This is a genomic window from Terriglobales bacterium, from assembly GCA_035624455.1.
Lineage (GTDB): Bacteria > Acidobacteriota > Terriglobia > Terriglobales > Acidobacteriaceae > DASPRM01.
Map to the genome: position 1 here is coordinate 18,096 of DASPRM010000017.1, position 17,226 is coordinate 35,321.

The 17,226-nt window shown below is 55.8% G+C and carries 13 protein-coding genes; 9 read left to right on the forward strand and 4 right to left on the reverse strand.

Going from position 1 to position 17,226, the window contains the following annotated elements; all coding sequences use genetic code 11:
- Positions 1-11 precede the first annotated feature (11 nt).
- The 5 genes from VEG30_01830 (at position 12) to VEG30_01850 (ending at position 7,545) form a co-directional block, all read left to right on the forward strand.
- Positions 12-1,817, forward strand: a complete 1,806-nt coding sequence (locus VEG30_01830) for a glycoside hydrolase family 2 TIM barrel-domain containing protein (GenBank protein ID HXZ78637.1) — start codon at positions 12-14, stop codon at positions 1,815-1,817.
- 152 nt (positions 1,818-1,969) lie between these two features.
- On the forward strand, positions 1,970-4,204 hold the full coding sequence (locus tag VEG30_01835) for a patatin-like phospholipase family protein (GenBank protein ID HXZ78638.1): 2,235 nt from the start codon (positions 1,970-1,972) through the stop codon (positions 4,202-4,204).
- A gap of 139 nt (positions 4,205-4,343) precedes the next feature.
- Entirely contained in the window at positions 4,344-4,715 is a 372-nt protein-coding gene (locus tag VEG30_01840) for a copper resistance CopC family protein (GenBank protein HXZ78639.1), read from the forward strand.
- A gap of 11 nt (positions 4,716-4,726) precedes the next feature.
- Positions 4,727-6,370 carry a CopD family protein gene (locus VEG30_01845; GenBank protein HXZ78640.1) on the forward strand — a complete coding sequence of 548 codons (1,644 nt, stop codon included), beginning with the start codon at positions 4,727-4,729 and terminating at the stop codon, positions 6,368-6,370.
- Between the two features lie 95 nt (positions 6,371-6,465).
- On the forward strand, positions 6,466-7,545 hold the full coding sequence (locus VEG30_01850) for an AI-2E family transporter (GenBank protein HXZ78641.1): 1,080 nt from the start codon (positions 6,466-6,468) through the stop codon (positions 7,543-7,545).
- 160 nt (positions 7,546-7,705) lie between these two features.
- Here the strand turns inward: VEG30_01850 and VEG30_01855 are convergent, their stop codons facing one another.
- Both VEG30_01855 and VEG30_01860 read right to left on the reverse strand, forming a co-directional pair.
- Positions 7,706-8,572 carry an HAD-IB family phosphatase gene (locus VEG30_01855; protein ID HXZ78642.1) on the reverse strand — a complete coding sequence of 289 codons (867 nt, stop codon included), beginning with the start codon at positions 8,570-8,572 and terminating at the stop codon, positions 7,706-7,708.
- A 422-nt stretch (positions 8,573-8,994) separates the two neighbouring features.
- Positions 8,995-11,403, reverse strand: a complete 2,409-nt coding sequence (locus VEG30_01860) for a phosphoketolase family protein (protein ID HXZ78643.1) — start codon at positions 11,401-11,403, stop codon at positions 8,995-8,997.
- 289 nt (positions 11,404-11,692) lie between these two features.
- Between VEG30_01860 and VEG30_01865 the strand changes: the two genes are divergently transcribed.
- Complete coding sequence (locus tag VEG30_01865; GenBank protein HXZ78644.1) at positions 11,693-12,034, forward strand: DUF3147 family protein; 342 nt, start codon at positions 11,693-11,695, stop codon at positions 12,032-12,034.
- A 474-nt stretch (positions 12,035-12,508) separates the two neighbouring features.
- Here VEG30_01865 and VEG30_01870 read toward each other — a convergent pair whose 3' ends face one another.
- Entirely contained in the window at positions 12,509-12,949 is a 441-nt protein-coding gene (locus VEG30_01870; protein HXZ78645.1) for a response regulator transcription factor, read from the reverse strand.
- 112 nt (positions 12,950-13,061) lie between these two features.
- Entirely contained in the window at positions 13,062-13,751 is a 690-nt protein-coding gene (locus tag VEG30_01875) for a response regulator transcription factor (GenBank protein HXZ78646.1), read from the reverse strand.
- 310 nt (positions 13,752-14,061) lie between these two features.
- Between VEG30_01875 and VEG30_01880 the strand changes: the two genes are divergently transcribed.
- The 3 genes from VEG30_01880 to deoC form a co-directional block, all read left to right on the forward strand.
- The gene (locus VEG30_01880) at positions 14,062-15,426 is read left to right on the forward strand and encodes an L-serine ammonia-lyase (GenBank protein HXZ78647.1); all 1,365 of its coding nucleotides are present in this window, start codon (positions 14,062-14,064) and stop codon (positions 15,424-15,426) included.
- Positions 15,427-15,540: 114 nt separating this feature from the next.
- Positions 15,541-16,281 (forward strand): ribose-5-phosphate isomerase RpiA, encoded by a 741-nt coding sequence (gene rpiA / locus VEG30_01885; protein ID HXZ78648.1) that lies wholly within the window; start codon positions 15,541-15,543, stop codon positions 16,279-16,281.
- 149 nt (positions 16,282-16,430) lie between these two features.
- Positions 16,431-17,226 (forward strand): deoxyribose-phosphate aldolase (deoC, locus tag VEG30_01890; GenBank protein HXZ78649.1); only part of this gene is annotated, 796 nt, incomplete at its 3' end.

Sequence of the window (17,226 nt, forward strand, 5' to 3'; positions counted from 1 at the left end):
CATTTTCCTCGATGCGGCAACTCACTTGGCTATTCTTGCTGCTGTCCGCAGTTCTTTCGGCACAACCATCACCTTCGCCTGCTCCCCTGATTGTTAACGTCGAACATCGACGAGCAAACAGCTTAAATGGGCCCTGGCACTACATCGTGGACGCCTACGATACCGGCTTTTTCGGCTATCACGGGGCCACGCGTAAGGATGGCTTCTTTCGCAATGCCAAGCCGCGAACCCCTGCCGACTTGGTCGAGTACAACTTCGATGATTCTCCCACTCTGGAGGTGCCGGGCGACTGGAACTCACAAAAGCCGGAACTATTCTTCTACGAAGGTACTGTCTGGTACGAAAAGACCTTCACTCTTCATCTAAATGCGGGCATGCGCGCCTTCGTTTATGTAGGAGCTGCCAACTATTTCTCCCGCGTGTATCTGAATGGCGAGCTTGTGTGCGAGCACGAAGGCGGCTTCACTCCCTTCAACTGCGAGGTAACCGGTCGGCTTAAGGACGGCGCCAACTTCTTCGTGATCTCGGTGAACAACACCCGGCGTCGAGATGGCCTGCCCGCTCTGAATACAGATTGGTGGAACTACGGGGGCATCACGCGCGACGTCATGCTGGTCGAGGTACCCAATATCTTCATCGAAGATTACTTCCTGGCGCTCAGCCGGAACATGCAGGAAATTACCGGATGGCTGCGATTGAACGGAGCCGGGTCCGGCCAAACCGTCAAACTTCGCGTTCCAGAGCTGAAGCTCGAAGAAATTCTCAAGTCCGACAGCAACGGACTGGCGCAGATACGCATTGCCGTTCCCAAGGACATTCAGCTCTGGTCGCCGGAGAATCCCAAGCTCTATGAAGTGGAATTCTCCAATGACGCTGAAAGTCTCAGAGACTCCATCGGCTTTCGCACAATCGAGACGCGAGGGACGGACATTTTGCTTAACCGCAAACCAGTTTTTCTGCGAGGGATCTCCATGCATGAAGAGGCTCCCTATCGCTCAGGCCGCGCCCACGGAACAAAAGACTCGCAAGTGCTGCTGGGGTGGGTACAGGAGTTGCGGGCGAACTTTGTTCGTCTCGCCCACTATCCGCACGACGAAGCAACGACCAGCTTGACTGACCGGCTCGGTATTCTGGTCTGGGAGGAAATCCCTGTCTATTGGAACATCGATTGGAACAATCCGCATACCTTGGCTATTGCCCGCCAGCAACTGCAGGAGATGATCCAGCGTGACAAAAATAAGGCTTCGGTGATTCTGTGGTCAGTAGGAAACGAGACCCAACTCTCCGAAGAGCGATTACGTTTCATGCGTTCTCTGGTTGGCGACGCACGCACAATGGATTCGACGCGGCTCATTACCTCGGCTTTACAACCGCGCTCGGATGTTCACCTGAAAGTCCTCGACGATCCTCTGGGAGCCGATCTGGACGTGCTGGGCTGCAACCAATACATCGGCTGGTACGAAGGCAAGCCCGAAGATGCGGACGCGACTGTCTGGCAGTCGCCTTATAACAAGCCGTTGGTCATGAGTGAGTTCGGCGGGGATGCGAAGTTTGGGCTGCATGGCAAGCCCGACGAGCGATGGACGGAAGAATACCAGGAGAATCTTTATCGACATCAGTTGCGGATGCTGGATCAGATCGCATTCTTACGTGGAATGAGTCCCTGGATTCTGATGGACTTTCGCTCGCCGCGGCGCCTGCTGGCTAATATACAGGGTTATTACAATCGCAAAGGCCTCATATCAGACCACGGTGAAAAGAAGAAGGCCTTTTACGTTCTGCGCTCTTACTACGAAACCAAACAACAGTCGCACTGAGCCTGCCGTTTCACTCGCTTCCACGCCCGCAATGTTCAACTTGGCTATTGCAAGCGCGCTCGCCCTTCGTTAGCTTTCCCCCACCAGCACAGAACCCGTACACCCCTTAACTCGTTCCGGCGTGTGAGTTCGTGCTCGTGAAGAGGAAAATCATGCCCATTCGCACAATCGCCAGGCGTCATCCACTACTTCCTGTCTTTTCAAAAACTCTTTTTGCGGGCATCGCTCTGCTTCTGGCGTTCGTCATGACTGCGCCGCAAGGGTTCGGAGCCGAGAGCAGGTCCAGGATCGGTCTGGCACTCAGCGGTGGAGGTGCGCGTGGATTAGCTCACATCGGGGTGTTGAAGTGGATGGAGGAAAATCGCATTCCCGTTGACCGGTTGGCAGGCACAAGCATGGGCGGCCTGGTAGGAGCCATGTACGCCGAGGGCATGACCCCGGCCGAAATGGAAGCCTTCCTCAAAACCATTGACTGGGACGAAGTCCTGCTGCCTGAGCCTACCTATGAAAACATCGCATTTCGTCGCAAGCAGGACAAGCGCGACTATACAGTTGATATCCCCTTAGGGCTTCGTCATGGACTCAGCGTACCTAACGGCTTCAATCCCGGGCATGGCGTCGGACTGCTGTTCGATCGCATTACTCTTCCCTACTCGGCGCTTACCAACTTCGATGAGCTGCCCATACCCTTTCGCTGCGTAGCTACCGACCTCTTGCAGGCAGAGTCCGTCACGCTGGACGGACGTGGAATGGCGCTGCCCCAGGCACTGCGCGCGACCATGTCGATCCCCGGCGTGTTCACTCCACTGGAGGCCAAGGGGACGGTGCTGGCAGATGGTTTTCTGATGAAGAACATTCCCACTGACGTAGTACGCGACATGGGGGCGGATGTTGTCATCGCCGTTGATGTTGGCACTCCGCTTGCAAACCTGGAATCGCTAAACTCGATCGCTGGCGTGCTGGAGCAGTCCATCACGGTTATGACCATCGAGTACGATCGCCGCGCTCTTCGCAGTGCGGACATTGTAATTGCTCCCGATTTGCAGAGTTACACCGTCACCGACTATTTAGCTGCCGAAAAGCTCATTCAGCTCGGCTATGACGGGGCAGCCCAGAAAGCGGCTGTGCTGCGTCCTTTCGCGCTGTCGGAAGAAGCCTGGAAAGAACATCTCGCCGCCAGGTACGCACGCAAGCGTTCTGTCCCGCAGTCGCTGTCGCCAGCCAAGGTGGTCGGAACGGAGGGCCGCGCGCAGCATGAAGTGGAGCTCCGCATTCGCAAGTACACCCGGGAAAAACTCGATTTGCCCGGACTGGAAACGGAATTAACCAAGATCACCGGCGAAGGCCGCTTTGATCGCCTCGGCTACCAGGAGTTTCTCACCGATAGCACTCCCGGACTCGAAATTCGGGCCCATCAAAAAACCTACGCGCCGCCATTGGTGAGTCCCACGCTGGACGTCGAAGGTTCCAACGTCCACGATTTTCGTTTCACCACTGGGTTTCGTGTGACCGCCATGGACGTACTCACGCTCGGTAGTGAGTGGCGCAACGATGTGCGTGTGGGATCAGATACTTTCCTGCAAACAGAGTTTTATCAGCCCATTGCACAAAGCAAGTTCTTCTTTGCCCCGCGCGCGTTTTTTCAGAAGACCGCGCGCGATATCATTCTGAGTGACACTCTAAGCTCGACATTTACCGACCAGCGCTATGGCGGGGCAGTCGATTTGGGTTACACCTCCCGCTACCGCAACGAGGTGCGGGTCGGATATCAGATTACTCAGGCTCGACTCAAGCCTCTGATCGGCAACCTCTCGTTTCCTCCTTTTGAAGGCTATAGCGATCAAGTGCGGCTGGGGTGGATCTTCGATGGTCAGGACAGTGCCACGATTCCTTCCCGGGGAAGCAGAATCGATTCTGAAGTAGTGCACATCTTCCGCAGCCCCGATGTCAACTATGCCTTCAATCAGGCGCAGGTGCGATCGTCCCACTTTATTCCCATAAGCCCCAAAGGCTCGATTTTTCTGATTGGTTCAATCGGGACCAGCTTTGGCGATGCCGCGGCTCCCCTTCAATTCTTCTCCTTGGGTGGACCCTACCGCCTGGACGCCTACAATCTCGATGAATTTCTGGGAAGCAACTACCTCCTGGCCGGCGGGGGCTATCGCAGAGAAATCGGCAGACTGCCGCAGCTCATCGGCAAAAAAGTGTATGCAACCGGCTATTACGAAACCGGCAATACATTCCTGCACTGGGATCAGATTGATTTGAAGCATTCTTTTTCCGGCGGCGTGATTGCCGATACTATCTTTGGACCCGTTTCTCTCAGCGCCAATGTGAGTGCTGATGGCCGCTTCAAGTTGCGGTTTGCCCTGGGCCGGCCATACTGAGGAAGGTCCAATCACACACTGATTGCACTCCTGGGGGTGTGGGAGTCGAGGCTTCCTAAATGCGATTATTGCATCGACGACCCCGGGTGCAGGTAAAATCAGGGTTATCGTAGGAATTTGCTTGGGGAGTAGTTTCGAAATGACCTGCAGGATAAGAAACCTGCTATACGCTTGCGTGTTTTCTTCCTTGGTTGCGGTTTCGCTGGCGCCGTCAGCCTTAGCCCACGCCATCCTGGTCGAGACCAGTCCCGCTATTCATGGCAAGGTTAAAGGGCCAGAAGTGGTGATAAAGCTGCGCTTCAATGTGCGAGTGGATGCTACCCGCTCACGGCTCAGCCTGGTCCAGCCGGATGGCTCCAGTCGTCCACTGCCGATTGCCAAACAGGACAAGCCGGATTGGCTCGGCTCCAAGGCTTCAGGTCTGCGCGCCGGTTCCTACCGAATCCGTTGGCAGGTGCTCTCGTCTGATGGGCATATTACGAACGGCGAGATTCCTTTTACTGTCGAGTAAAGCCAGGCGAAATGAATCTGCTGCTCAGCGTATTCGCATTTGCCTCCGTCCTGCTGCGCGGGGCAACCCTGATTTTCCAATCGCTGGTCATCGGTGGCGTAGTCTTCGAGGCCAGTGCTATGCGACCGCTGAACTCGGCCTTTCCCAGCCAGGCCGGGGCTGCCAGCCCTCGTCTACATCGAATGATCTTCTTTTCTGCACTGGGACTCGCCATAACTCAGGCGATTTATTTGTTCATCAATTCAGCGATACTGATGGGAACGGCGGACCTCACCTTCTTGCAGGTAATGGGCGCGAACTTCTTCCTCGCTGGTTTGGTGATGCTGGTCGCCGCCATTGTTGTTTTGTTCTTGACCAGGCGAAACACGCCCGATTCACAATATGTGACCATTTTTCCTGCGCTTGCGATCCTGGCGGGCTCGGTCTTGACGAATCACGCAGCCGCTCGCATTGAGGGACGTGCCTGGCTGCTTCTATTTACCGCACTGCACGAGGGCGCAACCGCTGTCTGGATTGGAGGTCTTCCTTACCTGCTGCTCGCGCTCGCACATGTGCGCCAAGAAGCCGCATGCGAATTCCTCAATCTTCGATTCTCTCGCACAGCCCTGATCAGTGTCTGCTTTCTCGGCCTTAGTGGCGTGGCAATGTCGCTCAGCTATGTTGGCTCCTGGAGCGCACTGTACGGTACGGCCTATGGGGTGATGCTGATCGCAAAAATGTTCCTGCTCGGTGTCCTGCTGGTGCTGGGCGGCCTGAACTTCATTATGCTGAGGAAACTCAGCAACGTCGAAGTTATGCCCAGGTTGCGGCGTTTCGTGGAGTGCGAGATTGGAATCGGCTTCACCGTGGTGCTGGCCGCGGCTTCGCTGACCTCTCAGCCGCCTGCGGCAGATATGACTACCGATCGTGCAAGCCTGGCTGAGATTGTCACCCGCTTCACTCCTGCCTGGCCGCGGCTGAAGAGTCCCAATGTGAACGAATTATCCGAGCCTACGTTGCAGGTGTTGCGCAGGGCAGCCAATGCCGGCAGGCAAGAGGCTTTGCAGTCCTACATTCCTGGTACTACCACAACGCACGGCAACACCCCAGCGGATATTGCGTGGTCGGAATACAACCATAATTGGGTGGGCTTGATCATCGTTCTCATCGGCATTCTGGCTTTGCTGTCCAAGACAGGAAAAGTATCTTGGGCTCGACACTGGCCCCTTTTGTTTCTGGGCCTGGCGGCATTCATTTTTCTGCGTTCGGATCCTGAAAACTGGCCCTTAGGGCCTAATGGGTTCTGGGAGAGTTTTGCAACTGCCGAGGTGCTCCAGCATCGGCTTGCTGTAGTTATGGTCATCTGTTTTGCATTCTTCGAATGGAGAGTGCAAACCAAGCGCGCCCGTTCGAAGTGGGCCAGCCTGGTTTTCCCCGTGGTGTGCGCCGCTGGAGGAACTCTGCTGTTGACCCATTCTCACTCGCTGGGCAACCTCAAGGAAGAGTTGCTGGTCGAAATCAGCCACACCGGGCTCGCCCTCTTCGCTGTGCTTGCGGGTTGGACACGATGGTTGGAATTGCGTCTTCCCAGCAAGGATGGGCGTATTCCGGCGTGGATTTGGCCCATCTGTTTCATCTTGATCGGAACCTTGCTGGTCACCTATCGTGAGGCGTAGAAGCTGACGGAAAGCTCCGGGCCCACTACGCGCCGATATCGCATCCTGCCTGAACTGCTGCGAATCCAAGATCGCAGATAGTATTTGAGGAGAGATTGTACAAGCGGAAGGCCACCATCGTTTTCCTGCTGGCGATGCTCACCATCTCGCTGGGTTTTTGCTACGTACTTGCGCGGCCATTCCTGGAACCACTGGCATTTGCGGTTGTGCTCGCTATTGCATGCCATCCGCTTTTCCTGCGCCTCCAGAAACATACAAAAACAACCACCCAGGCGGCACTGCTGGCGACGCTGCTGGTCTTTATCCTTTTCGTCGTGCCTTTGATATTCCTGCTGTTTGCCGCGAGCGGCCAAGCCATCGGCGTGGCGCAATCGTTCGGCCACAGGAGTGCGCAGGAAGGCGGAATGATGGCGTTCGTGTTGAAGTTTCTGGAGAGGCCACTGGCTTGGATTGGCCGTTACGTCGACCTTTCGAAGTTTGACCTGAGGTCCGAAATTATTACTCACCTGAACAGCGCGGGAAAATATTTGCTCGGACTTGGAGCAGCTCTGCTCGGCAATTTAGCTGGATTCGTGGTGAACGCCATCATCACTTTTTTTACTCTGTTCTTTTTCTTTCGTGAAGGCGGAAAGATCGTGCGTCGCATCATTTCACTGCTGCCCCTTTCTGAAAAGCAATCCGAGAAGATTCTGCAAGGCATCAGCGACACCGTGATCGGAAATGTCTATGGCATTGTGGCCGTAGGTGCAGCCCAGGGCCTTTTGACCGGAATCGCCACCAAGATTGTCGGCATGCATTCTTCGATCCTGTTGGGATTAGCTGCGGGAATCTGCTCGGTAATTCCCATCGTAGGAGCTTCGATTGTGTGGTTCCCCATTGCTGTTTTCCTGCTATTCACTGGTCATCTCTGGAAAGGAATCTTCCTGCTGCTGTGGGGAACCGTGCTCGTCGCGACCGTCGATAACATAATCCGCCCGTTGGTGGTTGGCGGGAAAGTGGAATTGCATCCCGTGCTGCTGCTGTTCGCGCTGATCGGTGGCGCCCAGGCGTTTGGATTCCTGGGACTCTTCCTTGGGCCGGTGATTCTCTCCATCACGACCGCACTGATCGAGATTCTGCTACACGAAATGTACGACGAACCCCTCCCACAGACGGAAGAGGTGCGGACCGGTTGATTGCCAGCGGATCCTGCAAGAATCGCGGGCTACTCGCGCGCCCCTTTTCAAAGGTGACGAGCGGCCCAGCGAACACTTGGGAGTCCCGGCCTGCGACCCTAAGCGCCTGGAAAAACATCCGGTGAGCGCGATGCGCCCAACGGATGTTTTCTCAAAGCTTTCAGTTTCCGCTGCGATAAGCCGTCGTCGCGGGAGTAGCCCAGGGCGCACCGGCAGTTGGAATGGCGGGCGTAATCGTCAGAAGATCGGTTTGTACTTTGTCCCATTCCTGGATGAGGAAGCCTTTCTCCTCGAACACTTCGCGGATCTGAGTGCGTTCCCAACCCACAATTTCTTCCAGGATCGGAATTGCGATCGCCATCGCGTTCTCGCTGAGAATCGAGCGCTTGGCGATCGGAGCGATGAATTTGTTCTCCGAAACTGCGATCGTGAAACCGTCTCGCCGGTTCACGTGCAACATCACGTGGATATCGGAACTGCCATCGCCAACGTAGATGATGCGATCCGGCCCCGTCTTCAACGTGGCCTGCAGGCTGTCCAGCACTGCCACCTTTCCGTAACCCGCCGTCACCTGCTGAATGGCTTCGATCTCTCCCGTGGCACTGTATTTGAATTGCGTGCCGTAGATGTGATCCGCGGGAATAATGTTTTCCAGGGCCGCACGGATCACCTCCACCGGAGCCGCAGATATCACGTAAAAATCGAAGTGATAGCCGTCAACCTCCCGCGAAAGAAACTGGTGAAGCAGATCGATGTTCGGCTTTAGCCGCACTCGCTTTCCGACTTCGTAGAGATGCTCCTTGCGCACACGCGACCTGAATTCAGGATCATGCAACAGCAGGTAAGCTAATTCTCCACCCTGCTGCACCAGGTTCAGCTTGGCCATGCCTCCTGCCAGTCGCTCAAATTCAGTCGGAGGGATGCCGATCATTTCGCTTAGCACGTAACCAGAGTCGTTGAAGCTCAACGTCTGGTCGAAGTCGCTGGCGAGAATGTAGCGCTTCCGATTGTGATTTCTATCGATCATTGGACCCGCACTTTCTAAGTTCGTCTCCGATGAAAACACTCGTCCTTCAACTGCATTGTCATTACGAATAAAAGTTGTCATTAGATTAGACCAATCCAGGTAAATAGATGATGAAGAATCCGCATGGATTCTTTTGATTGCCGGTATCAATAATGGTTATGCGGTCATCGACAGTGCTAATACTATCGGTAACACAAATATCGCGTCACGACTTATTAATTACGCTTCGTCATTCCCATCGACGAAGCACGGTGCCTTGGACCTTCTCATCGGGGCGTTTGATCATGGGATGGTCATGTCCTGCGGCCATTCCACCGCCGTCGCCGACAGCGGAGCAGGCGGATGCCCCTCGGCTGCCATGAACTGCAAACGAGCGCATTTCTGGCTGCTCGAGCCCGAGTTGAGAACAAGCATCTTCACGGCTAGTGCGGCCAGGTCCAATCCTTGATCTCTGGCATATCGTCACCATACTGGGCGATGTACTTCTTGTGTTCCAGCAGCTTATTGCGCAATAACTGCTTGAAGTGTGCTCCCATGCGTTGCAGGCGTGGCACGCGGTCCACCACGTCGCCTGCCAGGTGAAAGCGATCCAGATCATTGAGCACAGTCATGTCGAAAGGAGTGGTGGTGGTTCCCTCCTCCTTATATCCACGCACATGCAGATTGTCGTGATTCGTTCGGCGGTAGGTGAGCCGGTGGATAAGCCAGGGATATCCGTGATAGGCGAAGATGACCGGCTTGTCGGTCGTAAACAGCGAGTCGAACTCCTTGTCCGAGAGGCCATGCGGATGCTCGCTGGCGGGTTGGATGGTCATGAGGTCGACCACGTTCACTACCCGGATCTTAATATCGGGAAAATGCCGACGGAGCAAATCAACGGCGGCGAGAGTTTCCAGCGTAGGAATGTCGCCCGCGCATGCCATTACGACGTCGGGCTCACCTCCCTGGTCGTTGCTGGCCCACTCCCAAATGCCAATTCCAGTCGTGCAGTGCTCGATGGCCGCGCCCATATCGAGGTATTGCAAAGCTGGTTGTTTCCCGGCAACGATGACATTGACGTAGTGACGGCTGCGGAGGCAGTGATCCGCCACCGACAGCAGCGTATTGGCGTCCGGCGGGAGGTATATGCGAACGATATCCGCCTTCTTATTCACTACATGGTCTATGAACCCCGGATCCTGGTGAGTGAAGCCGTTATGGTCTTGCCGCCAGACATGCGAGGTAAGCAGGTAGTTGAGCGAAGCGATGGGACGGCGCCAGGGAATATCCCGTGTGACCTTGAGCCACTTGGCATGCTGGTTGAACATCGAGTCCACGATGTGAATGAACGCCTCGTAGCAGGAAAAGAAACCGTGGCGTCCTGTCAGCAGATATCCTTCCAGCCAGCCCTGGCACATGTGCTCACTTAGGACTTCCATGACACGGCCGTTGGTGGACAGGTGAACATCCACCGGCAAGCGAGGTTCCATGAAAACCTTATCGGTGACCTCGTATAGCGCACTTAGCCGATTGGAGGAGGTCTCATCGGGACCCATCACCCGGAAATTTCGCGAGTCCAGGTTGAGTTTCATCACGTCTCGCAAGAACCCGCCCAGCACGCGCGTAGCTTCGGCGCTTTCCACTCCGGGCCTGTTTACTGGAACCGCGTAGTCGCGAAAATCCGGCATGTGAAGATCTTTGAGCAGCACACCTCCATTGGCGTGGAGATTGGCTCCCATGCGCCGCTGACCTTTGGGCGCAAGTTCGCGAAGCTCGGGAATCAGCGTGCCATTCTCATCAAAGAGCTCCTCCGGACGGTAGCTCTTCATCCATTCTTCCAGTTGCCGCAGGTGTTCCGGATTTGTGGCCAACCCCGACAAGGGGACCTGGTGGGCCCGCCAGGTACCTTCCACCGGCTGTCCGTCCACTATCTTGGGACCGGTCCATCCCTTGGGAGTGCGCAGCACGATCATCGGCCAGACAGGTGCGGTCTCCGGTGGATGCTCGCGAAATTCTTTCTGAACGGAGTGAATCTCGGCAATCACCGTATCCAGCGTGGCTGCCATCAGCTGATGCATGGCTTCTGGCTCATAGCCCTCGACGAAATACGGGTTATAACCAAAGCCTCGGAAGACATGGGTAAGGTCCTGGTCACTCATGCGACCGAAAATCGTCGGATTATCGATCTTGTAACCATTGAGGTGAAGGATCGGCAGCACCGCGCCATCGCGAGCAGGGTTCAGGAATTTGTTCGATAGCCAACTGTTCGCAAGCGGGCCGGTTTCCGCCTCGCCATCGCCGACCACGCAGCAAACCAGCAGGTCGGGATTGTCGAATGCAGCCCCATAAGCATGCGAGATCGCATACCCAAGCTCACCACCCTCATGTATCGAGCCAGGAGTCTCCGGGGCAACGTGGCTGGGAATTCCTCCGGGGAATGAGAACTGCTTGAAGAGCCGCTGCATGCCCTCTTCGTCTTGTGAAATTCTGGGATACACTTCGCTGTAAGTGCCTTCCAGGTAGGTATTCGCTACCAAACCCGGACCGCCGTGCCCCGGACCGGTAATGTAGATCACGTCCAGGTCCAATTTTTTTATCAGCCGGTTGAAGTGCACATAAATGAAATTCAGTCCTGGAGTCGTACCCCAGTGCCCCAGGAGTCTGGGTTTGATGTGTTCCAGACGGAGTGGCTCGCGCAGTAGCGGATTCTTAAGAAGGTAGATTTGGCCGACGGCGAGATAATTGGCCGCGCTCCAGTAAGCGTTCATCTTTCGCAGTTCTTCCGGTGAAAGTGGCTGGTGAGCGGGGCTGGCGGCAACTGCAACAGTGCCATTCGCGAGTGCTGTAGTCATATAAATCCTCGGTTCGATCGGTCAGATTGTGTGTCAGGCTAGTGTTTCGAATTCTGATTACAAGAGCGTTAATAGATCTGAGATGGTCAATTTGCCTAACGTGCCCGAGACGGGCAGCAATCATTCAAAACTTCGCGGCACAACAGTATCTCACTGAAGATGACCAACTTCGACGCTACCACGCGTTCCTACCTGGGGCCTTCGATCAGGGTTTTCCGGTTTTGGAACAACTCTTTGTGCCAGATCGCAGTCAGAGTAGCTGAGGTGTGAAGGATCTGGCCCGCTCGGAATGACAGATATTCTAGTTCGGTTTGTTATTGGCGGCGTAGTTGTTTCTTTGTTCGCGGTTCTGGGCGATCTGTTCAAACCGAAAAGCTTTGCAGGGCTCTTTGGGGCCGCTCCTTCCGTTGCTTTAGCCACGCTGGGCCTCACAGTCGCAAAACAAGGACAATCTTACGTCGCCATCGAAGCTCGCTCAATGGTTTTAGGAGCTGCGGCTTTCTTCATTTACGCCTCGTGGGTCAGTTGGGGCCTCATGCACTACAAGCCACCCGTGTGGCTGGTTGCTTCTCTGTCCATTCTGTTGTGGCTGGCAACTGCCGGCTGCCTATGGTGGATCTGGCTGAGGTAGCAACAGATGAAAGTCACCTTTAACCCTTCCGCTCTAAGACGAACTAAATGGTACGAATATGCGGTGCGATTCATCTTTGGCGGATCAATCACTGCTGCAGCCGGTATTATCGCCAAGCTATGGGGCCCCACAATTGGGGGCCTGTTTCTGGCATTTCCGGCGATTTTCCCAGCCAGTGCCACGCTGCTGGAGAAACACCAAAAGCAGAAAAAGCCAGCGCTTGGGCCTCAACGGTATCATTCGGGCGAAAGAGGCAGTCAGTGTCGAAGCTGCAGGCACCGCAATCGGGACTTTGGGCCTGCTGATATTTGCCGTAATTGTTTGGCTGGGGATGACTCATTCCAGACCTTGGGTGGTCCTGAGCGCTGCATTGTTAACTTGGTTGGGGAGTTCGGTTCTGCTCTGGTACCTGCGAAAGCGTCTCTAGATTGGACAGGCTTGCATATCGTCAGGCCGCATGCAAACCGCATGGAATCAGGCCCGCTTCATATCGGATACCGGTCTTGAGATTTCGGCTGCCGAAGCCTGCTCACTACGGAAGAATGTGCCTCCCGCCAATACTGCTTCCACCGCGTGGATCAGGTCACGCGCGGCGTGCGATTTCAAAACATAACCGCGGGCCCCAGCCTGGCGGATGGCAAGCACCAGGCTATGGGAATCATGCATAGTAAAAATCAGCACCCGTGACTTCAGATTGAGTTTGGAAATTTTCTGAGCCGCCTCCAGGCCGTTCATCTTCGGCATGGTGATGTCCATGATGATCACATCGGGGTTCGTCGCTCCGGCGGCGGCGATCGCCTCTTCCCCATCGGAAGCCTCACCGCAAATCTTCCAGTCCTTACGCGACCCCAAAATCATCCGCAATCCCTGGCGCACCACCTCGTGATCATCGACGATCAGGATTGAAGATGGCAATTGCGGACTCCTCCCCAGATTTCGACAAGAAAGCTGTCAGCAACGCTGCCTGCCTCGCCCACCGGACTGACAGCCGTCGATCCTCGACGAATCGGATTGAGAATACCCCCGGCTAGGCGGCAGAAATACCTGTGCCGTCGCCGGTGGGCTTTGTCGGAACTATGCCATTCCGCACCGCATAAAGCACCAACTCGCTGACGGAATGGAGCTTGAGCTTTCTCATGAGATTGCCGCGATGGGTTTCTGCCGTCTTCACCGACATTCCCAGAGTGGCAGCCACCTCTTTAGAGGTCTTTCCTTCTGCCAACAATTTGACGATTTCCCGTTCGCGCGCAGTCAGGCCGGGAATTGACATTTCTCTGGAAGCAAGCCGTCCTTTGTTAAGAAAGGAATCCAACACCAATTCGCCCACGCGGGAAGTGAAATAGGTGCGATCGCATTGCAGCGCCTCGACCGCAGCCGCCAATTCGCGCCCTGCATCTGACTTGAGCACATATCCCCGGGCGCCCGCTTTTAAGACCTCGTGCACTACCTGTTCCGAATCGCTTACCGTGAGAATCAGAACCTTCTGTGTCGGACGATCCTGCAGAATCTGTCGCGTGGTCTCCAAGCCGTTGACCCTGGGCATGCCGATGTCCAGGATCACTATGTCTGGCCGCAGTTCGTGGGCCTTTTGTGCCGCTTCCTCCCCATCGCCAGCTTCCCCACAAACCTCCCATCCTGCGTGCCCCCGCAAAATCGCGCACAAACCTCGCCGTACAATCTCATGGTCATCTGCAACTAGAATGCGAAGCGCGCTCATATCAACCTCCATCTTCGCGCAGGACCAGTGCGACCTGACCGCTCGCCCGGCCAGCCTCCGACGATAGGGGTATGAACCCCTCCATGATCACCAAAACTGAAGAAAACTCGTACTGAGGCTTATGCAGTTTAGTTTCGGTCGTACCCGAACTGTCTATACGGTGTTTTCTGTAGCCAATCCTTCGCGCCAATCGGGCAGAGATTACCACAGAACAGTTTTTCAAGGGGTTACACTAACTTTGTAGTCCTCTGGGTTAAATCTCAGCGGGAGGACTCGAATTTGTAATGATGGGTTTCGGATAGGACATTCTGTGAAGACCAGCATTTTTGAAATTTTCAAGGTCGGCATAGGTCCTTCCAGTTCGCATACCGTCGGTCCTATGCGCGCCGCCCGGGATTTTGTGGCCGCAATCGACCGCCGGGGAGAACTGTCCCGGCTCCATAGGATTAGCATCGACCTGTACGGCTCGCTGGCTCTCACAGGCAAGGGTCACGGCACGGATCGGGCCATCATGCTTGGGTTAATGGGGGAGGTGCCGGATGAGATTGACCCCGAGACCATCGAATCCAGAGTCAGCCAGGTCCAAGAGGATCGTTCGCTCCCCCTGCTGGGCCGCCAGCCGATCCCGTTTCAGCCGCACCTGGACTTGCTGTTTCGCAAGACCGAGACACACCCCGGCCACTCCAATACCATGCGCTTCACCGCGTTCGATGGCCGTGGCCAGGTCGTCGATACTCAGATCTACTATTCTGTGGGCGGTGGGTTCATCAGCCGTGAAGGCGACACTACCACTTCGAACGAAGAGCGTCCCGCAGTGCCCCATCCTTTTGCCAGCGCCGCAGACCTGCTTCGTATCGGAGAAGAGACGCGGCTGCCCATTTGGCAGATTGCCCTGGCTAATGAAAAGGCTTGGCGGCTGGAGTCCGACATTCGCAATCATGTAACGCGAGTCCATCAAACCATGGAGGAGTGCATCGACCGAGGCCTCCGCACTGAGGGCATTCTGCCTGGTGGGCTGAACGTGAAGAGAAGAGCGCCTCAACTGGCTCGTAAGCTGGCAGCGCATAGCACCAATGATCCGCTGGCACCGCTGGACTGGGTGAACGCCTTCGCCATGGCGGTAAATGAGGAGAATGCGGCGGGTGGCCGTGTGGTCACGGCGCCCACCAACGGAGCCGCCGGCATTATTCCTGCCGTAGGGCGGTACTATCTTCGCTTTATTCCGGGTGGCTCGCAGGAAGGAATATTCCGCTATCTGCTCACGGCGAGTGCCATCGGCATCCTCTACAAGGAAAACGCATCCATCTCGGGTGCCGAGGTAGGCTGTCAGGGAGAAGTAGGAGTTGCCTGTTCGATGGCGGCGGGTGGCTTGGTCGCCGCACTGAATGGCACCAACATGCAGGTCGAGTACGCCGCCGAGATCGGGATGGAACACAACCTGGGAATGACTTGCGATCCCATCGGCGGGCTGGTACAGATACCGTGTATCGAGCGCAATGCCATGGGCGCGGTGAAAGCGATCAATGCCTGCCGTATTGCTATGCGAGAGACGGGCGACCACAAAGTCTCACTCGACCAGGTGATACAGACCATGTATCAAACCGGACTTGATATGCAGTCCCGTTACAAGGAGACTTCCCTGGCCGGACTGGCGCTGAACGTCATTGAATGTTGAATGCTTGATGCGTCTGCAGCCCACTGCAAGGAATTAAAGATAGAGGGGGGTGCCCCACCTTTCCGCCCTCTTTTGGCGGAGGGTGAGAAAGAGCGCCTTCAGAAAGCGAACCCAATGAGCAACCCAAGTTCTGTCGATGAAACCGACCTCCAGAACAGACTCAAGCAACAGGCAGCCGAATATGCAGTCCGCTTTGTGCAGCCGGGCATGGCGGTCGGGCTAGGGACCGGCTCAACCGCGATTTTCGCCACGCGATTGATTGCGCAACTGTTTGCGGGAGGCAAGTTGAAGGGCTTGGTTGGCTTCGCCACCTCACAGAAAGTTTGGGAGGAAGCTAAGCGGCTGGGTATCCCTATGATGGATGAAGCCATGCCGAACCAGATGGACGTGACCATTGACGGCGCTGATGAAGTTGATCCCCAACTGAATCTTATAAAGGGCGGCGGTGGCGCTCTGTTGCGCGAAAAGATCGTGGCTCAGGCGTGCCGCCGGGAGATCATCGTGGTCGATGAAAGTAAGCTCTCTCCCTGCCTCGGCACCAAATTCGTTCTCCCGGTCGAGGTTCTCGCATTCGGTTGGCGGTCGCAGCAGCGGTTTCTGGAATCATTGGGAGCTCGTGCTTCCGTCCGAAAAAACCAGGATGGCTCGCAATACCTCTCCGACTCTGGGAACCTGATCGTGGACTGCAATTTTGGTCCTATTCGTAACCCGCATGAATTGGCAGGAAAGCTCAATGCTCAGGCAGGAATCGTCGAGCATGGCTTATTTCTGGGTCTGACGACCGATTTGGTGATCGCCGGCCAAGCGGGCATCCGGCACCTCAAAGTGGAGAACGGACAGGTACTGTCCGCCTGAACCAGGCTGCGCGCCTGACAAAACTGCACTATTATTCTTTGTAGATCCATCTATTCTTTGTAGATCCAACCGATTTCGGCCACAAGGGGAGCCGGATTCGGAGCGTTCCCCATCGAGAATACGCATCCGAACCGCCTCGAGGAAGCGCCATGGCAGTAAAAAATGAACCACGGGAAGGCGTCGGCGGGCGACCAGCCGGCGCTCCGCTAGAGGCCCTGGAGTCGCGAATCAGTGCTGCCATCGCAACTCTGTCGGGCCGGCCGTTGCACGCCAACATTGGCGTCCCGCTCAATCTCGACTGGCTTCGGGACGTTCGCGTAAACACCAGCGCGGTAGAGCGTCGTGCCCAGACACTGGTCACCCGGCGTACGGTCAAGAAGGAGTGGCAGGCTGCCTGGCTGTTACGCGCTATATCCTGCATGGACCTCACCACCCTCTCCGGGGATGATACTGATGAGCGTGTGCGCCGGCTCTGCGCCAAGGCGCGCCAGCCCCTCCAGCAGACATTGGTAAACCAACTCGGGATCGAGAAACTGGGACTAAAGGTCGCCGCAGTTTGCGTCTACCACTCATTTGTCGAAACCGCATTGCGCGCTCTGGAGGGATCGGGAATTCTAGTGGCCGCCGTGTCCACAGGTTTTCCCACCGGCCTTTCTCCTCTGGCCGAGCGGGTAGCAGAAATCCGCCGTTCAGTGGAAGCAGGCGCGCAGGAGATCGATGTAGTCATTACCCGCGCTCACGTCTTTGGGGGAAAATGGCAAGCACTTTACGATGAGATCGCAACCTTCAAAGAAGCGTGCGGCCGGGCTCACATGAAAGTGATCCTCGGCACCGGCGACCTGCTTACCCTGCGCAATGTGGCGCGCGCCAGCCTGGTTGCGATGATGGCGGGAGCAGACTTCATCAAGACTTCTACCGGTAAGGAGCCAACGAACGCGACATTGC